Consider the following 16,166-nt stretch of genomic DNA (forward strand, 5'->3'; position numbering starts at 1 on the left):
GCTAGCTGTGCGGCTCGGATTTCGTCCGCGGCTTGCGGCGCGGCAGGTAGACCAGCGCCTCGGTGCCGACGAAGCGCAGGACGAAGGTGATGACCAGGGCGAGCGCGGTGGCGGGCAGCACGGCCAGGCCGAACTGCGCGACCAGCAGCGCGATCAGCGGGATGCGCAGCACCAGGTCGGCGTTGGCGAGCAGCGCGAACCGTACGGTGCGGTCCGCCCAGTGCCGGTGCCGCCGCCGGTCGCGGAACAGCAGCTTCTCGATGAGCAGGAAGTTCCAGGCCACACCGAACTGGTTGGCGATGATCTCCGCGGGGAGGTAGTGCAGCCCCGCCTCGGTCATGGCCCACAGGGCGGCCAGGTTCGGCACGAAGCCGGTCAGCCCGATCAGCCCGAACACCACCATCCGGGCCAGCGGATCGGCGGTGCGCAGCCCGGCGAGGTGCCGCAGGAAGCGCTGCCCCTCCTTGACGGTGGACTTGGACTCCCCGGCGAACCGCTCCTGGAACACGAACGGCACCTCGGTGACCGTGCGCGGGCGGCTGCGGACCGCCAGTTCCAGCAGGATCTTGTAGCCGAGCGGCTTCAGGGCCTCCGCGGTGACCGCGCTGCGCCGGATGGCGAAGAACCCGCTCATCGGGTCGCTGATGCCGTGCAGCCGGCGCGGGAAGAGGGTCTTGGTCAGCCAGGTCGCGGCGCGGGAGACGGCGACCCGGTAGCTGCCGGCGAGCCCGGCGCGGCTGCCGCCCTTGAGGTAGCGGGAGGCGACGACGAGCCCGGCGCCCGCGCGTTCCCCGGTGGTGACCAGCTCGGGGACCAGGGACGGCGGGTGCTGGCAGTCGCCGTCCATGACGACGATCCAGTCCGACCCTGCCGCCTTCATGCCCTCGACGACCGCGCCGCCGAGCCCGCCGACGGGCTCCTCGCGGTGCAGCACGGTCACCGGGAACGGGCAGTCCCGCGCGGCCTCGTGGATGACCTGCGGGGTGTCGTCGGTGGAGTCGTCGACGAAGACGACCTCGCAGGGCAGCCGGGCCGGCACCGACTCGGTGATCTGGTGCAGCAGCCGCCGCACGTTCGCCGACTCGTTGAAGGTCGGCACGACGATGGTGACGGCGCCCGGCTCGGCGACCTCCGCCGCCGTGACGGCCTCTTCGGGGACGATGGACTCCTGGCTCATCGCTCGCCTCCCGGGGTGCCCGCGGACTGGATCCGCCGGATCTCGATCCGGTCCTCACCGGCGCCGAACACGGCGACCGGCTTCGAGTGCTCGATCGCGGCCCGCACGTTCGGCAGGTCCACGGCGTCGCGCCGCACCGTCGGCGAGGCGACCACGTAGTCGAGGTCCCGCCAGCCGCGCGGCATGGTCTTGGTGACGGCGGGGTCGAGGTCGGCCTTGTAGAACCAGATGGCGCCGAGCCCGGGCCGGTAGCCCTGGTGGACGAGGTCCAGCCACAGCGCGTCGTCGACGAGGACCCGGGTGTCCCCCGGGTCGGGTACCTCGGTGGCCATCCAGCGGGCGGCGGCCTGGTAGGGGGCGTTGGCGTCGGCGGTCATCGCGGTGCGGGCGCCGTCGTACCAGCGGGGTACGACGTAGACGCTCGCGGCGAGCGCGAGGACGGCGGCGACCGCGTACCGCGCGTGCGGCCGGCGCCCCTCGCGGCGCCGCTTGTGCAGCACGGCGTGCGCGACGCTCGCGGCGCCTCCGGCGAGGACGAGGGCGAGGAACGGCAGCGCCTGGATGATGTACATCGCGGGCAGGTAGCCGTCGGGGCGCAGGGCGACCAGGGCGAGGATCGCGACCGTGAGAGCGGGCCCGGCGAGGGCGCGGGCGGTGACCGACCAGCGCCAGGTCAGCAGGAGCAGCAGGGCGCCGGCGAGACCGCCGAGGGGCAGCACGCGGTCGTAGTAGAGCCAGGACTGCAGGACGCCGTGGGAGCCGGAGCCGGCGTCGAGGATGAAGCCGGAGCCGGGGCGGCTCATCTGGTAGGTGATGCCGTCCCACAGGGAGACATGGCCGTCGCCCGGCAGCAACTCGCCCTTGAGCAGCGCGAACAGCGGGTACGACAGGCCGATCAGGGCGCAAGCGGTGATCGCGCCGGTGACGGCGAACTTGCGGGTGTCGCGGTGGCTGTGCCGCCACATGGTGAGCAGCAGGGCGGGCAGGACGACGAGCATCGTCTCCTTGGTGAGCACGGCCGTCGCGGCGGCGATGCCCGCGCCGAAGTGGTGCCAGAGGTGGCGGCTCGGGGAGGCGGCGAGGGTGAACGCGAGCAGCGTCCACATCACGGCGAGGTTGTCGAGGAAGATCTCCCGCTGGAGGACGACCGACAGCGGGGAGAGCCCGAACAGGGCCATGCCGAGCCCGGCGGCCCAGCGGGGCAGGGCGAGGCGGCGGCCGAGGACGTAGACGAGGACCGCGCTGACCGCGGAGATCAGCAGCATCATCACGCGCATGCTGCCGACGGTCATCGAGTCGGGGCTGATCAGCGCGGGTATCCAGGTGAGGACGGCTATCTGGATCCAGCCGAGCGGCGGGTGGTCGTACCAGTAGGTGTAGTGGGCGAGGCCGCGGCCCTCCTGGACGGCCCAGGCCTGGGCGAGGTAGGTGCCCTCGTCGTCGCTGAGGGTGGGGTAGTCGGCGATGTTCCAGCCCTGGACGACGAGGATCGCCACCAGGAGGACGCCGCACAGGATCAGGTCGGGACGGGAGGACCGCAGTCTCTGCGGAGGCTGTGTTCGACCGGTCGAACGGGTCGTGGGCGCAGCTGTCCGCTGCGCGGGGACCTTGACTCCGGTCGCCGCGGGAAGTGTGGAGGTCACGCAGGAACGTCCTCTCGGTTCACGTGCGCGAGATGAGCGCCGACATGGCTGGTCAGCTCCCAGTCGTTGCGGCCGCGCTGCTCACGCCAGACGGCGCGTACGGCGGCCCCGGCGAGGAGCACCTGGTAGAAGGGGCCGCCCACGATCAGCTTCACGTAGTGGACGAACCGGACGCGCAGCCCGTACTGCTTGCCGAAGTCGTGCAGGCCGACCAGCTCGAAGACGAAGGTCACCAGGGCGGTGACGGCCGGCAGGAAGGTGACGAAGGCGATGCCGACGGGCACGTCGAGGAAGAGCGCGACGGCCACGTTGAGCGGGATGACGACGCCGGAGACCGCCTGGAGGTACGGCGTCATGAGGGTGTAGCGGGCGAGCAGCCGCTGCCCGAAGGTCGGCAGCTGCTTCCAGTCCCGCTTCCGGTACACCTGGAGGAAACCCTGGTTCCAGCGGGTGCGCTGCTTCAGCAGGCTCATCAGCGAGCCCGGGGTCTCCTCGCGGGTGACCATCTCGGAGTCGTAGGCGACGACGACCTTCTTGCCGACGCTGGAGAGGCGGACCCCCAGGTCGCAGTCCTCGGCGAGACAGTTCGGGTCCCAGCCGTCGGCCTCCCGCAGCACGTCCGTGCGGACGAAGACGGTGTTGCCGCCGAGCGGGATGAACCCCTTCTGCGCGTGCAGGTGCAGCCGCGAGCGGAACCAGAAGAAGTACTCCAGGCAGTTGCGCAGGCTGTACCAGCTGGAGTGGAAGTTGATCAGCTGGACGCCGCCCTGGACGACGTCCGCGCCGGTGGTGCGGAAGGCGTGGTCCACGTGGGCGAGCAGCTCCGGATGGACCTGGTCCTCGGCGTCGAAGACCCCGACGACGTCGCCGCGGCAGTGCGGCAGCGCCGTGTTCATGGCCTTCGGCTTGTTCTTCTTCTCGTGGGTGTCGACGACGACGCGGACCCGCGGGTCCCGCGCGGCGGCCCGCTCGGCGACCTCCGTGGTCTCCGGGTCGTCGTGCCCGACGATCACGATGATCTCGAAGTCGGCGTGGCTGGATTCCAGCAGCCGCTGGATGGTGTGGTCGAGCACCGCCTGCTCGTGCCGCGCCGGAAGCAGCAGCGAGAAGGACAGGTGCTCGGCACCGTCCGGTCTGCTGAACCGGGTCGATGCGAGCACCTCGGGCGTACGCCAGGCGTGCATCTGCCACCACAGGGTGAACGCCGCCATCCAGAACAGGGCCAGTGAAACGGCAGCGATGAAGACAGACGTCAGCAAACAGATCCCCCCAGATCCCCAAAACCCCCAGCCGGGACGGCAGTCGAGCCGTCTCGGCATGTGCAGAGACTAGGGGGGAACTGTGAAGCGCGGGAGCTGTTCCGATAAATAGAGTGTTTCGGAGCGGTCGGGTGACTAGCGGGATCTACCCGAACACCTGCTCAATTCAGACAGCACTCATCGCCCCGACAACGCGAGACGCAGGCGCTCAGGGTCGGTCGTAGGAGCGTCACAGGTGAAATTACGACAGACATAAGCGGTCGGTTCACCGCCCATGAGCGGTCGGTCCGCGAGCAGCGGGAACTCCGCGCCGCCCGCGACGCCGTACGCCACGACCGCGCCGGGGGCCGTGCCGAGCAGCGCCGTACGGTGCAGGGCCCGCGTCCCGGCGTCGTCGAGGGCGGGCCCCACGACCGCCACCTCGCGCGGCCCGTCCAGCAGCGCCTCCGCCACCGCGAGCCCCCAGCCGATGAACCGCGGCACCCGCGGCCCCAGCACCCGCACCACGCCCAGCGCCCGCTCGGCGGCGGTCCGATGGGGCTCGGAACCGGTCTGCGCGGCATAGCCCAGCAGCGCGCCCGCGGCAGCCGTCCACCCGGACGGGGCGGCGTTGTCGGTCGGGTCCTGCGGCCGGCGGATCAGCCGCTCGGCGTCGGCGGCGGTGTCGTACAGGGCACCGGTCTTCTCGTCGGTGAACCGCACGAGCACGTGATCGAGCAGCAGCCCCGCGAAGTCCAGCCAGACGCCCTCCCCGGTGACCGACGCCAGGGCGAGGAAGCCCTCGGCGACGTCCGCGTAGTCCTCCAGCACGCCCGCGTTGGCACCGGCCCGGCCGTCCTTGCTGGTCCGGGCCAGCTGCGCGCGGTCGTCGAGATGCACCCGGACCAGCAGATCGGCCGCGGCGAGGGCGGCGTCGACGAGGTCGGGGCGGTCGAAGTAGGCGCCGGTCTCGGCGAGCGCGGCGATCGCCAGGCCGTTCCAGGCGGCGACGACCTTGTCGTCCCGGCCGGGAGCGGGCCGCTCGGCGCGGGCGGCGAACAGCCGCCGCCGCACCGAGTCCACCTTCTCCGCGTCGAAGACGCCCTCGTGCTGCGGTAGTTGCAGCACCGACGCCCCCTCCTCGAAGGTCCCTTCCTCCGTCACCCCGAAGTACTGCGCGGCGAGCTCGGCGTCAGCGTCGCCGAGGACGGCGCGAAGCTGCTCCGGCGTCCACACGTAGTAGGCGCCCTCGACGTGCCGCCCGGTCCCGTCGTCGCTGTCGGCGTCCAGCGCGGAGGCGAACCCGCCCTCCTCGGTGCGCAGTTCACGCACCATGAAGTCCGCGGTCTCCAGCGCCACCCGCCGCGCCAGCTCGGACCCGGTGGCCCGCCACAGATGGGCGTAGACCCGGCACAGCAGCGCATTGTCGTAGAGCATCTTCTCGAAGTGCGGCACGACCCAGTCCCGGTCCACGGAGTACCGCGCGAACCCGCCCCCGAGCTGGTCGTAGATCCCGCCCCGGGCCATCCGCTCACATGTGTCCCGCGCCATCTGCGACGCGCCCTCGGACCCGGTCCGCGCCGCGTGCCTCAGCAGGAACTCGATCACCATGGACGGCGGGAACTTCGGCGCCCCGCCGAACCCGCCGCGCTGCGGGTCGTACTCCCGCGTCAGCCCCAGCAGCGCCTGCGCCAGCTCCTGCTCCCCCGGCACCTGCTTCCCGGCCCCGTAGTCGATCTCCCGCCCGGCGAGATCCCGCACGATCTTCCCCGCGACGTCGGCGACCTCCTCCCGCCGCTCCGCCCACGCCTGCCGCACCCCTTCCAGCACCTGCCGGAACGCCGGCATCCCGTGCCGGGGCGCCGGCGGGAAGTACGTACCGAAGTAGAACGGCTCGGCCTCCGCCGTCAGGAACACGGTCATCGGCCACCCACCGTGCCCGGTGGCGGCCTGCACGGCCTCCATGTAGACGGCGTCCACGTCGGGGCGTTCCTCGCGGTCGACCTTGACGCTGACGAAGTTCTCGTTGAGATAGGCCGCGGTCGCCTCGTCCTCGAAGGACTCGTGCGCCATGACATGGCACCAGTGGCAGCTCGAATAGCCGACGCTCAGCAGTACGGGCACGTCCCGGCGCCGCGCCTCCTCGAACGCCTCCTCCGACCACGGCCACCAGTCGACGGGGTTGTCCGCGTGCTGGAGCAGGTAGGGCGAGGTCTCGTGGGCGAGTCGGTTCGACATGGAGTCCATCCTGCCGCAGTACCCGGCAAACGGCTCACGGCACGTGGCCCGCCCGCCGGGTTCCCTCGATCGCCGCCCTCTCCCCTCCGCTCGCCCCGCGCAGCACACTTGACCGGGAACGCCGTTGCCGCCGGAGGGGGACGTGACATGCGGGACAGTCATCGGGCCGAGGCCGAGCGGTTGCTCGGGCGGGCCGTGGAGGAGGAGGTGCGGCGGTCGGGGGGCCGGGTCGACGGGAAGGTGCTGATGGCGCGGGCGCGCGGGGCGCTGGACGCGATGGCGGGCGCGGCCGGGGAGGAGTACGAGGCGTACACGCGGGCGCTGGACGAGGCGGAGGCCGGGCGGCTGACGTTCGGGCAGCGGTACGCGCGGGAGGGTGCCGGGACGCCGCTGCTGGTCGCGGTGGTGGCGGCGGTCGCCGCGGCCGTCGCCGATCTGGCGCTCGGCACGGGGGCCGGGACCGCGCTCGGCGCCGGGGTGACCGTGGGGTTCGCGGGGGCCGCGGCGACGGTGGTGAAGGTGGCCGGTGTGCATCTGCCGGCCGCGCATCGGCGTGCGGGGGCGGCCGGGCAGCCCGGTGGGGCCGAGCAGCTGCGGTTGCAGTGGCTGACCGCGCTGGAGGTGCGCGGCATCCGGCCGTTCCTGGATCAGCAGCGGGTGCTGGCCGCGTCGACCGGGCCGAGGAAGAGCGGTCCGCAGCTCCTCGGCGCGGACAAGAGCGCCGCCGCGCGGGGGCGGGCCGCGCTGGAGCAGTCGTTCGGGCAACTGCCGGAGCCGGTGGGGCCGTTCGCGGGGCGGCGGCAGGAGCTGGCGCGGATCCGGCAGTGGGTGCAGGCGGCGCGGGCGAGTACGCGGACGCGGCCGACGGTGGTGGTGCTGCACGGGGCGCCCGGTGCCGGTCGTACGACGCTGGCGGTGCGGGCCGCGCACGATCTGCGGGATCAGTTCCGCGGGGCGTGTGTGGTGGATCTGCGCGGGGGCAGTCCGGAGGAGCCGCCGCTGTCGACGCGGGAGGCGCTGCTGCATCTGCTGAACCGGCTGGGCGCGCCGCGTGAGCAGTTGCTGTTCCGGGAGCGGTCGTCGGCGGATCAGCAGGTCAAGCGGTTGAGCGAGCTGTACCACCAGCATCTGACGGGGGTGCCGGTCACGGTCGTCCTCGACGACGCCTGTGATCCGGAGCAGGTGCGCACGCTGGTTCCGGAGCGGTCGGACAGTCTGGTCCTGGTGACCGCGCGGGAGCCGCTTCGGCTGCCGGACGACTTCCCGGCGTGGGTGCATCAGCTGCCGGTGCCGGTGCTGGACGCGGCCGGCGCGGAGGGGCTGCTGGGCGCGGCGGCGCAGGGGGAAGCGGGGCCGTACGACGCGCAGTCCGCGGACCGGATCCGGGAGCTGTGCGGCGGGCTGCCGCTGGCGCTGCGGATCGCGGGGTCGTCGCTGGGGGCGCGTTCGCCGCGGCGGCTGGCGTCGGACCTGGGGGCGTACGGTCCGGTGGAGCCGGTGGAGCGGGCGCTGTGGCTGCGGTACACGGATCAGCCGGAGCCGGCGCGCAGGCTGCTGCGGCGGCTGGCGCTGGCGGGGCGGGCCTCGCTGGGTGCCGCGGCGGCGGCCTCGCTGCTGGCGACGGACGAGGCGGAGGCGACGCGGCTGCTGGTGGCGCTGGCCCGCGCGGGGCTGCTCGACCATGTCCGTGGCAGCCGCTACCGCCTGCACGATCTGGTCCGCGCCTTCGCGCACGCCCGGCTGCTGGACGAGGAGGATCCGGCGGAGCGTACGGCGGCGCAGGAGCGGCTGATCGGGAACTACGCGGATCTCGCGGACTCGGTGCTGCGCCTGGTGGACGGCAACATGTCGACCCGCTCGGACCGGTTCGGCCCGCACGGTTTCACCTCGCTGGACGAGGCGCTGCGCTGGCTGGACGACGAGTCCAGCTTCATCACGGCGGCGCTCAGGCACACCGAGGGCGTGGACCAGCGGGCGGTGCTGAACCTGCTGGGCGCGCTGTGCGACTACTGCCTGCTGCGCGGGGACCTGTACCGGCTGGGTGAGATCAGCGAGCTGGCGCAGGCCGTGGACCAGGGGCTGCTGATCCGTTCGGTGCAGTGGCGTACGGGTATCGCGGCCCGGCAGCTGGGCGAGCTGGACCGGGCGCGGGCGACGTTGGCCTCGGTGGTCGACCTGTACCGGGAGGCCCACCATGACGCGGGGGCGGCGCGGGCGCTGTGCTCGCTCGGCATCACCCTGCATCACCAGGGTGTTCTCACCGAGGCGGCGGCGAAGCTGCGGGAGGCGCTGGACATGCAGGCGGCGCCGGAGCTGGCGACGGACCGGGCGTGGACGATGCACGCGCTGGCGGCGGTGGAGCGGGACCGGGCCCGTCTCGCGGAGGCCCTGGAACTGCTGACGCGTTCGCTGGAGCTGCACCGGGCGGGCGGGTCGCTGCACGGGGAGGCGTGGGCGCATTTCCAGCTGGGCCAGCTGTACATCCGTCTGGGCGACGCCTCGCGGGCCGGGACGGAGCTGCGGCACGCCCTGGAGCGTTACGGCCGGACCCGGGACGCCCGGGGTGAGGCGTGGGCGCTGACCCAGCTGGCGCGGACGCTGCTGCTGGCGGGGGACGCCTCGCCGGCGGTGGAGGAGCTGCGGCAGGCGGCGGTGCGGCACCGGGAGAACGAGGACGCGCGCGGGGAGGCGTGGACGCTGTACCACCTGGGGCAGGCGCTGGAGGAGACGGGCGACCTGGACCGGGCGGTGCGCGAGCTGGAGCGGTCCCGCACGATGTTCTCGCGGATGCGGGACGTGTACGGGCTGGCCTGTGCCCGGCATCACTCGGCGCGGGTCACCCGTGATCAGCGGGCCGCGCAGACCGGTTCGCTGCGCAACTCCGGTTTCGCCCGCCAGCTGCTGGTGGACGCCCGCGCGGACTTCCAGCGCATCGGCGTGGCGCACGGCGAGGCGTGGACGTGCCTGGAGCTGGCCGTGGTGGACGCGGGCAACGGCCGTACGGCGCAGGCGCTGGGCCTGTGCGAGGAGGCGGCCGGGCTGTTCGCGGGGTACGGCGACCGGCGCGGCGAGGACTGGGCCCGCTTCCTGCGCTGCACCCTGCTGCCGTACGCCGCCCCGGGCGGGGTGGAGGTCGGTACGGCGGTGGCGGAGGAGGAGCTGGCCCAGCTGGCCCGCGCCGGGCATCCGGCACGCGACGAGAAGCTGGACGGCTTCGTGCCGGCGTTCCGGCTGCTGCTGGAGCGCGGCGTCAGCCTGGAGGCGGGCTGGCAGGCGTGGCGGCTGGGCATGGTGCCGAGCCGGCATGCCCGGGAGGTGATGGGTGTGGAGGTGCCGGCGCGGCAGTGACGCCGCGCCGGCACCGCCCGCACCAGCCCGCGCGGGTCAGCCCTTGTCGGCCTTGGTGCCGGCGGCCGAGGTCTCGGCCTCGGTCCCCGGTTCCGGGGCTTCCTCGAAGTCGACCTTGCCCATGTGGCGGTTCATCGACTTCATCAGGGCCCAGACGGCCAGGCCCATCACCGCGAAGACGATGAAGCCGAGGACTCCGGGGGTGACCTTGTCCTTGTCGAGCTCCTTGGCGATGGTCACGAAGTGCGTCATGGCCAGGCTTGTGCTTGGGGTCATGTCAGGCATTGTCCCGGATGCCCGCGAAGAGGTCGTCCTCGGGGAGGGAGGTGTCGACGAGGGACTTCGCGAGCTCGTACTCCTCGGTGGGCCAGACCTCCTTCTGGAGGTCCAGCGGGACGCGGAACCAGCCGCCGTCGGGGTCGATCTGGGTGCGGTGGGCGATCAGTGCCTTGTCGCGGATCTCGAAGAAGTCGGCGCAGGGCACGTGGGTGGTCAGGGTGCGCTCCTTGTGGCCGGACTCGTCCCAGCGCTTGAGCCACTCGCCGTAGGGGGACTCCAGGCCCCGGTCGAGCATCGCCTGGTGCAGGGCGTTGGTGCGGGGCCGGTTGAAGCCCTGGTTGTAGTAGACCTTCAGCGGCTGGTACGCCGGTCCGTACTCGGCCTCCGGGTACTTCTCGGTGTCGGCCGCGCCCTCGAAGGCCACCATCGTGATCTTGTGGGTCATGATGTGGTCGGGGTGCGGGTAGCCGCCGTTCTCGTCGTAGGTGGTGATCACCTGGGGACGGAAGGAGCGGATCTTCCGCACCAGCTCGCCGGCCGCCTTGTCGACGTCCTCGAGGGCGAAGCAGCCCTCGGGCAGCGGGGGCAGCGGGTCGCCCTCGGGCAGGCCGGAGTCGACGAAGCCGAGCCATTCCTGCTTGACGCCGAGGATCTCCCGGGCCTCGTCCATCTCCTTCCTGCGTACCTCGTGGATGTTCTCCTCGATGTAGGCGTCGCCTTGGAGCTTCGGGTTGAGGATGGAGCCGCGCTCCCCGCCCGTGCAGGTCACGACCAGCACGTCCACCCCCTCGGACACGTACTTCGCCATGGTCGCCGCGCCCTTGCTCGACTCGTCGTCGGGGTGGGCGTGCACAGCCATCAGTCGCAGCTGGTCAGTCAAGACTCAATCCTCGGTCGTCGTGTCGGCTCCCGGGTGCCCGGGTGCGGTCGGCTCCCGGTGGTCCGGAGCCATCAACAGGTGTCGTCCCGTAGGGACGTCGTTGTGGGGCGGTGGTCGGGTGACGGGTGGGCGGCTTCTATAGTGACCGAATCGGAGGGCCAAAAATTCCGGGATACGGCACCGGGGGCCCGTTTCGGGACATCTGTTCCGCCCGGTCGAGAGGACGATCATGAGTACGGCGAGTACGCGACTGCCCGAGGGCCGTTACGGCCGTTCCTCGGACGAGCGCTCGGACCGCACCCTGAAGCTGGTCGGCGGCGTCCTCGGGGCGGTGCTGGTCGGTCTGCTCGCCTTCTTCGCCTACCACTACGTCGGCCAGAACAAGATCAGCGCCGAGGTGATCAGCTTCGACCTCCGGGACGACTCCGTGAAGGTGGAGCTGAGCGTCGAGAAGGACGCCGGCGCCTCCGGTTACTGCACGGTTCGTTCCCAGGCGGCGGACGGCGCCGAGGTGGGCCGGGCCGACTTCCGCTTCGACGGGGACGCCACCCGGCTGACGGAGGTCGTCACCCTCCGCACCACGGGGCCCGGTACCACGGCGGAGCTGCTGGGCTGCCACGCCGACTGACGCGTCACCCGGAATGTCGACCGGCTGACCTGCGTTGACGTGATTTTGGTGACTTATGTCCTCCCCCTTCCGTCCCTGAATTGTTAGGCTCGTGGTTTCGCCCACTCGTGAAGGAACATGCTTCTGGGTAGGGCGATGCTTTGTATTCCCAGTACCGACGAGGAGCACCTGTGACCCAGACCAGCGAGAACGTCACCTGGCTGACCCAGGAGGCGTACGACAAGCTCAAGGAAGAGCTTGAGTACCTGTCTGGTCCCGCGCGCACCGAGATCGCGGCCAAGATCGCCGCGGCGCGCGAGGAGGGCGACCTGCGGGAGAACGGCGGGTACCACGCGGCCAAGGAGGAGCAGGGCAAGCAGGAGCTCCGTGTGCGCCAGCTGACCCAGCTCCTGGAGAACGCCAAGGTCGGTGAGGCTCCGGCGGCCGAGGGTGTCGTCGCCCCCGGCATGGTCGTGACGATCGCCTTCGACGGCGACGAGGACGACACGCTGACCTTCCTGCTCGCCTCCCGGGAGTACGCGAGCGACGAGATCGAGACGTACTCCCCGCAGTCCCCGCTGGGCACCGGCGTGAACGGCAAGAAGGTCGGCGAGGACGCGGAGTACGAGCTTCCGAACGGCAAGAAGGCCTCGGTGAAGATCCTGAAGGCCGAGCCGTACGTCGGCTGACCCCAGCCGCCGTCACTACTCTGTCTGCCGCGCCCCCGGTGTCCTCGTGACGCCGGGGGCGTCGTCATGCCGCCGAGGAAACGGTCAGTCGATGACCCGGTACCCCGCCGCCCGCAGCGCCTCACCGACCTCGACGCAGTGGGCCGGCCCCTTCGTCTCCAGGTGCAGCTCCACCTCCGCCTCGGTGAGCCCGAGCCGCGGATCGGTCCGTACGTGGCTCACGTCGAGGACGTTGGCGTCGACCACCGACAGCACCCCGAGCAGGGTCGCGAGGGCGCCCGGCCGGTCCGTCAGGCGCAGCCGGACCGCCAGATAGCGGCCCTGCGCCGCCATGCCGTGCCGCAGCACCCGCTGCATCAGCACCGGGTCCACGTTGCCGCCGGACAGCACCGCCACCACCGGCCCCTCGAAGGCGCCGGGATCGCCGAGCAGCGCGGCGACCGGGCTCGCGCCGGCCGGCTCCACCACCAGCTTGGCCCGCTCCAGGCACAGCAGCAGCGCGGCGGACAGCTCGTCCTCGGTGACCGTGCGGACCTCGTCGACCAGTGCGCCGACGATCCCGAACGGCACGTCGCCGGGCCGTCCGACCCTGATGCCGTCGGCCATCGTCACCGGGTTCTCGACCGACACCGGGCGACCGGCCGCCAGCGAGGGCGGGTAGGCGGCCGCGCCCGCCGCCTGCACCCCGACGATCCGCACGTCCGGCCGCAGCGACTTCACCGCGATCGCGATGCCCGCCGCGAGTCCGCCGCCGCCGATCCCGACGACGACCGTGCGCACCTCCGGGCACTGTTCGAGGATCTCCAGGCCGACCGTGCCCTGCCCGGCGATGACGTCGGGGTGGTCGAAGGGGTGGATGAACACCGCGCCGGTCTCGGCCGCGTACTCCTGCGCGGCGGCCAGCGTCTCGTCGACCACCTGGCCGTGCAGGCGCACGTCGGCGCCGTACTCGCGGGTGGCGCTGATCTTGGGCAGCGGGGCGCCCTTCGGCATGAACACCGTCGAGCGCACCCCGAGCAGTGAGGAGGCCAGGGCCACGCCCTGCGCGTGGTTGCCCGCGCTCGCCGCGACCACCCCGGCGGCCCGCTCCTCGGGCAGCAGCCCGGCGATCCGCACGTACGCGCCGCGCAGTTTGAACGAGCCCGTCCGCTGGAGGTTCTCGCACTTGAGGTGCACCGCCGACCCCACCAGCCGGCTCAGGTGCCGGCTGCCCTCCATGGCCGTCACCCGCGCGATCCCCGAGAGCATCTTCTGGGCGCCGCGTACGTCGTCGAGGGTGACGGTCCGAAAGGAGTCAGCGGTGCGGTAGCTCATGACTCAAGCATCGCAGTTCACGGGCGGGAAGCTCGGGTGTGACCAACCACCGAGACCGGATTCCGCAGCGCCGCTACGGCCCGCCTCCGGGCCGCGTACCCTGTCCCCCAACCCAGCAGCCCTCATGAAGTGAGCCCCCGGCCATGCCCACAACACCTGAAATGTCGATGGACATGACGACCGTCGGTGACACCGGCCTTCTCGACACCCTCCAGCACGAGGTGGCGGTGTTCGCCCGGCGTGCCGAACAGACCCGGCTCGGCGGTGTCGGGCAGGTGCGCAACTCCATGGACCGTGCCGCGTACCTGCTGCTCAACCGGCTCGACAAGGAGGGCCCGATGGGCGTCAAGGCGCTCGCCTCCAGCATGGGCATCGATTCCTCGACGGTCACCCGGCAGGTCGCCCCGCTCGTCGACACCGGTCTCGTCAAGCGGACCTCGCATCCCGAGGACGGGCGGGCGGTGGTGCTCCAGCTGTCCCCGCGCGGGCTGTCGCGGCTGGAGGAAGTGCGCTCCTCACGGCGTCAGTTGATGGCCGAGCTGACACACGACTGGGCACCGGAGGAGCGCGAGGCGTTCTGCACGCTCCTCACCCGCTTCAATGTCGCGCTCTCCGCGCGGATGGCGCCGCAGGGGGTACCGGCGGCGGAGCGTCCGACGCCGTCCTGACGCCCGCGTTCCGGGCCGTGCACGGCTCTTGACCGAAACACCACCCCTGGCCTCATATGAGACCGGGTCCCCTCGCGCCCGGGTCCGTCCGCCGGGTTGGCCTCCCGCGCGCCGGGATCCGTGTCCTCAGGTCGCCCTCAGGGGGGAGGCGCGGTGCGACGACGGCAGGAGTCCCGGGACGAGCGCCGCGCCCGGGAGTTCGAGGCGTTCGTCGCGGGCGCGGCCGGACGGCTGCTGCACACCGCCACCCTGCTCACGGCGGAGACGCCGTACGACAATCCGCGTGCCCGGCGTCTGCTGACGCTGGCCCTCGCGCACACCTACGCGTGCTGGGACCGGCTGCGCGGCGAGGACCCGTACGACAGGGCCCGCCAGTACCTGGCGACCCGCTTCGCGCGCGGGGCGTGGCACCACTACGGGGGTGTGCTGGTCCGGTTCCGGCCGGGCCCCGACGCCACGCTGACCGGGCTCACCCCGCAGGAGCGGCTGATCATCGTGCTGCGGCTCTACGAAGGGGTCGCCGAGGAGCAGACCGCCGCTCTGCTGGGCCTGCCCGAGGAACGCGTGCGCACCGTCTGCGACCGGGCCACGGCGAACCTGCTGCACCCGCCCCGCACCCCGGCGCCGGCGGCCCGGCGCGCGAAGACGGCGCCGTCGTGAGGAGGCCCAGGTGAACCGGCCCGAGCGGGAGGCCGCCGTACGGCGGATCATGGAGCGGGCGGCGCCCACGGTGCCGCCGGAGCTGTACGCGGAGGTGGTGCGGCGGGGCGGCCGCATGCTGCGCCGCCGGGTGCTCGCCCGCCGGGTGGGCTGGCTGCTGCTGCTCGCGGCGGGCGTGGCGTTCACCGTGTGGGCGCTGACGGCCCGCCCGTGGGCGGAGCCGCCGTCGACGACGACTCCACCGCTCACGGGCTGGTGAGACGCGTCGGCTAGCCGAGCGCCAGCTGGAGGTCCTCCAGCAGGTCCTCGACGTTCTCGATGCCCACGGAGAGGCGGACCAGGTCGCCCGGCACCTCCAGCGCCGAGCCGGCCGCGGAGGCGTGCGTCATCCGCCCGGGGTGCTCGATCAGCGACTCGACGCCGCCCAGGGACTCGCCGAGCGTGAACACCTTGGCGCGGTTGCAGACCTCGACGGCCGCCTGCTCGCCGCCCTCGACCCGGAAGGAGACCATGCCGCCGAACGCCCGCATCTGCTTGGCGGCGACCTCGTGACCGGGGTGCTCGGGCAGCCCCGGGTACAGCACGCTGGTCACGCGCGCGTGCCGGGTGAGCATGTCGGCGATCTTCGTGGCGTTCTCGCTGTGCCGGTCCATGCGCACCGACAGCGTCTTGGTGCCGCGCAGCACCAGCCAGGAGTCGAAGGGCCCGGCGACCGCGCCCATCGCGTTCTGGTGGAAGGCCAGCTCCTCGCCCAGCGCCTCGTCGGCGGTGATCAGGGCGCCGCCGACGACGTCCGAGTGGCCGCCCATGTACTTGGTCAGCGAGTGCACGACGACGTCCGCGCCGAGCGCCAGCGGCTGCTGGAGGTAGGGCGTGGCGAAGGTGTTGTCGACGACGAGTCTGGCGCCGGCGTCCCGGGCGACCTGGGCGACGGCCGCGATGTCGGTGATGCCGAGCAGCGGGTTGGACGGCGTCTCGACCCACACGACCTTGGTCTTCGGGGTGATCGCGGCCCGCACGGCGGCCGGGTCGCTGGTGTCTGCGACCGACCACTCCACGCCCCAGCGGGCGACGACCTTGGCGAACAGGCGGAACGTGCCGCCGTACGCGTCGTTCGGGATGACCACGTGGTCGCCGGGGTCGAGCAGCGTGCGCAACAGGCAGTCCTCGGCCGCCAGTCCGGACGCGAACGCGAGGCCGCGGCGGCCGCCCTCCAGGGCGGCGAGGTTCTCCTCCAGGGCGGTCCTGGTCGGGTTGGCGCTGCGGCTGTACTCGTAGCCGCCGCGCAGCCCGCCGACGCCGTCCTGCTTGTAGGTCGACACCTGGTAGATGGGCGGGACGACCGCGCCGGTCAGGGGGTCGGCGGTGTTGCCCGCGTGGATCGCGAGCGTCTCGAAGTGCTGACTGATGTGCCTGTCGCTCATG

General features: G+C 72.3%; 14 protein-coding genes. 6 read left to right on the top strand and 8 right to left on the bottom strand.

The genetic code is table 11. The features are described 5' to 3' along the window. Nucleotide 1 precedes the first annotated feature (1 nt). From AMK31_RS11250 to AMK31_RS11265, 4 genes are all read right to left on the bottom strand, one after another. Nucleotides 2-1,177, bottom strand: a complete 1,176-nt coding sequence (locus AMK31_RS11250) for a glycosyltransferase (protein ID WP_073940319.1) — start codon at nucleotides 1,175-1,177, stop codon at nucleotides 2-4. Beyond that, nucleotides 1,174-2,820, bottom strand: coding sequence for a phospholipid carrier-dependent glycosyltransferase (locus AMK31_RS11255; RefSeq protein ID WP_073940320.1), 1,647 nt, complete (start codon nucleotides 2,818-2,820; stop codon nucleotides 1,174-1,176). Before AMK31_RS11255 ends, AMK31_RS11250 begins: the two co-directional genes overlap by 4 nt. Continuing rightward, on the bottom strand, nucleotides 2,817-4,079 hold the full coding sequence (locus AMK31_RS11260; RefSeq protein WP_073940321.1) for a glycosyltransferase: 1,263 nt from the start codon (nucleotides 4,077-4,079) through the stop codon (nucleotides 2,817-2,819). Before AMK31_RS11260 ends, AMK31_RS11255 begins: the two co-directional genes overlap by 4 nt. A gap of 177 nt (nucleotides 4,080-4,256) precedes the next feature. After that, entirely contained in the window at nucleotides 4,257-6,296 is a 2,040-nt protein-coding gene (locus tag AMK31_RS11265) for a thioredoxin domain-containing protein (protein ID WP_073940322.1), read from the bottom strand. 147 nt (nucleotides 6,297-6,443) lie between these two features. On the opposite strand from AMK31_RS11265, the gene AMK31_RS11270 reads away from it, so the two are divergent. Then, entirely contained in the window at nucleotides 6,444-9,644 is a 3,201-nt protein-coding gene (locus tag AMK31_RS11270) for a tetratricopeptide repeat protein (protein ID WP_073940323.1), read from the top strand. Nucleotides 9,645-9,680: 36 nt separating this feature from the next. Here AMK31_RS11270 and AMK31_RS11275 read toward each other — a convergent pair whose 3' ends face one another. Both AMK31_RS11275 and mca read right to left on the bottom strand, forming a co-directional pair. Further along, nucleotides 9,681-9,929: a hypothetical protein gene (locus AMK31_RS11275; RefSeq protein ID WP_073940324.1), complete on the bottom strand. Its 249-nt coding sequence runs from the start codon at nucleotides 9,927-9,929 to the stop codon at nucleotides 9,681-9,683. Beyond that, nucleotides 9,922-10,782, bottom strand: a complete 861-nt coding sequence (gene mca, locus AMK31_RS11280) for a mycothiol conjugate amidase Mca (RefSeq protein WP_073940325.1) — start codon at nucleotides 10,780-10,782, stop codon at nucleotides 9,922-9,924. The genes AMK31_RS11275 and mca overlap by 8 nt, the downstream gene beginning before the upstream one ends. 250 nt (nucleotides 10,783-11,032) lie before the next feature. On the opposite strand from mca, the gene AMK31_RS11285 reads away from it, so the two are divergent. Together AMK31_RS11285 and greA are read left to right on the top strand one after the other, a co-directional pair. Continuing rightward, the gene (locus AMK31_RS11285) at nucleotides 11,033-11,431 is read left to right on the top strand and encodes a DUF4307 domain-containing protein (protein WP_073940326.1); all 399 of its coding nucleotides are present in this window, start codon (nucleotides 11,033-11,035) and stop codon (nucleotides 11,429-11,431) included. 170 nt (nucleotides 11,432-11,601) lie between these two features. Then, nucleotides 11,602-12,099 carry a transcription elongation factor GreA gene (gene greA, locus AMK31_RS11290; RefSeq protein WP_073940327.1) on the top strand — a complete coding sequence of 166 codons (498 nt, stop codon included), beginning with the start codon at nucleotides 11,602-11,604 and terminating at the stop codon, nucleotides 12,097-12,099. Between the two features lie 84 nt (nucleotides 12,100-12,183). Here the strand turns inward: greA and ilvA are convergent, their stop codons facing one another. Then, on the bottom strand, nucleotides 12,184-13,413 hold the full coding sequence (gene ilvA / locus AMK31_RS11295) for a threonine ammonia-lyase (protein WP_073940328.1): 1,230 nt from the start codon (nucleotides 13,411-13,413) through the stop codon (nucleotides 12,184-12,186). 161 nt (nucleotides 13,414-13,574) lie between these two features. On the opposite strand from ilvA, the gene AMK31_RS11300 reads away from it, so the two are divergent. The 3 genes from AMK31_RS11300 to AMK31_RS11310 all read left to right on the top strand — a co-directional run bounded on the left by AMK31_RS11300 (nucleotide 13,575) and on the right by AMK31_RS11310 (nucleotide 15,000). Beyond that, complete coding sequence (locus AMK31_RS11300; RefSeq protein ID WP_198948484.1) at nucleotides 13,575-14,081, top strand: MarR family winged helix-turn-helix transcriptional regulator; 507 nt, start codon at nucleotides 13,575-13,577, stop codon at nucleotides 14,079-14,081. Between the two features lie 153 nt (nucleotides 14,082-14,234). Then, nucleotides 14,235-14,741: a sigma factor-like helix-turn-helix DNA-binding protein gene (locus AMK31_RS11305; protein ID WP_198948472.1), complete on the top strand. Its 507-nt coding sequence runs from the start codon at nucleotides 14,235-14,237 to the stop codon at nucleotides 14,739-14,741. Nucleotides 14,742-14,751: 10 nt separating this feature from the next. Continuing rightward, complete coding sequence (locus tag AMK31_RS11310; protein WP_073940329.1) at nucleotides 14,752-15,000, top strand: hypothetical protein; 249 nt, start codon at nucleotides 14,752-14,754, stop codon at nucleotides 14,998-15,000. Between the two features lie 10 nt (nucleotides 15,001-15,010). Here AMK31_RS11310 and AMK31_RS11315 read toward each other — a convergent pair whose 3' ends face one another. Beyond that, a complete protein-coding gene (locus tag AMK31_RS11315) occupies nucleotides 15,011-16,165 on the bottom strand; it encodes a cystathionine gamma-synthase (RefSeq protein WP_073940330.1) in 1,155 nt (384 codons plus the stop codon). Between the last annotated feature and the right edge of the window lies 1 nt (nucleotide 16,166).

It is taken from the genome of Streptomyces sp. TSRI0107 (assembly GCF_001905845.1).
Lineage (GTDB): Bacteria > Actinomycetota > Actinomycetes > Streptomycetales > Streptomycetaceae > Streptomyces.

What these genes read in the sequence shown, in the direction of transcription:
- AMK31_RS11250 (WP_073940319.1), bottom strand. Translation starts at nt 1,177, where the DNA reads ATGAGCCAGGAGTCCATCGTCCCCGAAGAGGCCGTCACGGCGGCGGAG.
- AMK31_RS11265 (WP_073940322.1), bottom strand. Translation starts at nt 6,296, where the DNA reads ATGTCGAACCGACTCGCCCACGAGACCTCGCCCTACCTGCTCCAGCAC.
- AMK31_RS11270 (WP_073940323.1), top strand. Translation starts at nt 6,444, where the DNA reads ATGCGGGACAGTCATCGGGCCGAGGCCGAGCGGTTGCTCGGGCGGGCC.
- AMK31_RS11275 (WP_073940324.1), bottom strand. Translation starts at nt 9,929, where the DNA reads ATGCCTGACATGACCCCAAGCACAAGCCTGGCCATGACGCACTTCGTG.
- mca (WP_073940325.1), bottom strand. Translation starts at nt 10,782, where the DNA reads ATGGCTGTGCACGCCCACCCCGACGACGAGTCGAGCAAGGGCGCGGCG.
- AMK31_RS11285 (WP_073940326.1), top strand. Translation starts at nt 11,033, where the DNA reads ATGAGTACGGCGAGTACGCGACTGCCCGAGGGCCGTTACGGCCGTTCC.
- ilvA (WP_073940328.1), bottom strand. Translation starts at nt 13,413, where the DNA reads ATGAGCTACCGCACCGCTGACTCCTTTCGGACCGTCACCCTCGACGAC.
- AMK31_RS11300 (WP_198948484.1), top strand. Translation starts at nt 13,575, where the DNA reads ATGTCGATGGACATGACGACCGTCGGTGACACCGGCCTTCTCGACACC.
- AMK31_RS11315 (WP_073940330.1), bottom strand. Translation starts at nt 16,165, where the DNA reads ATGAGCGACAGGCACATCAGTCAGCACTTCGAGACGCTCGCGATCCAC.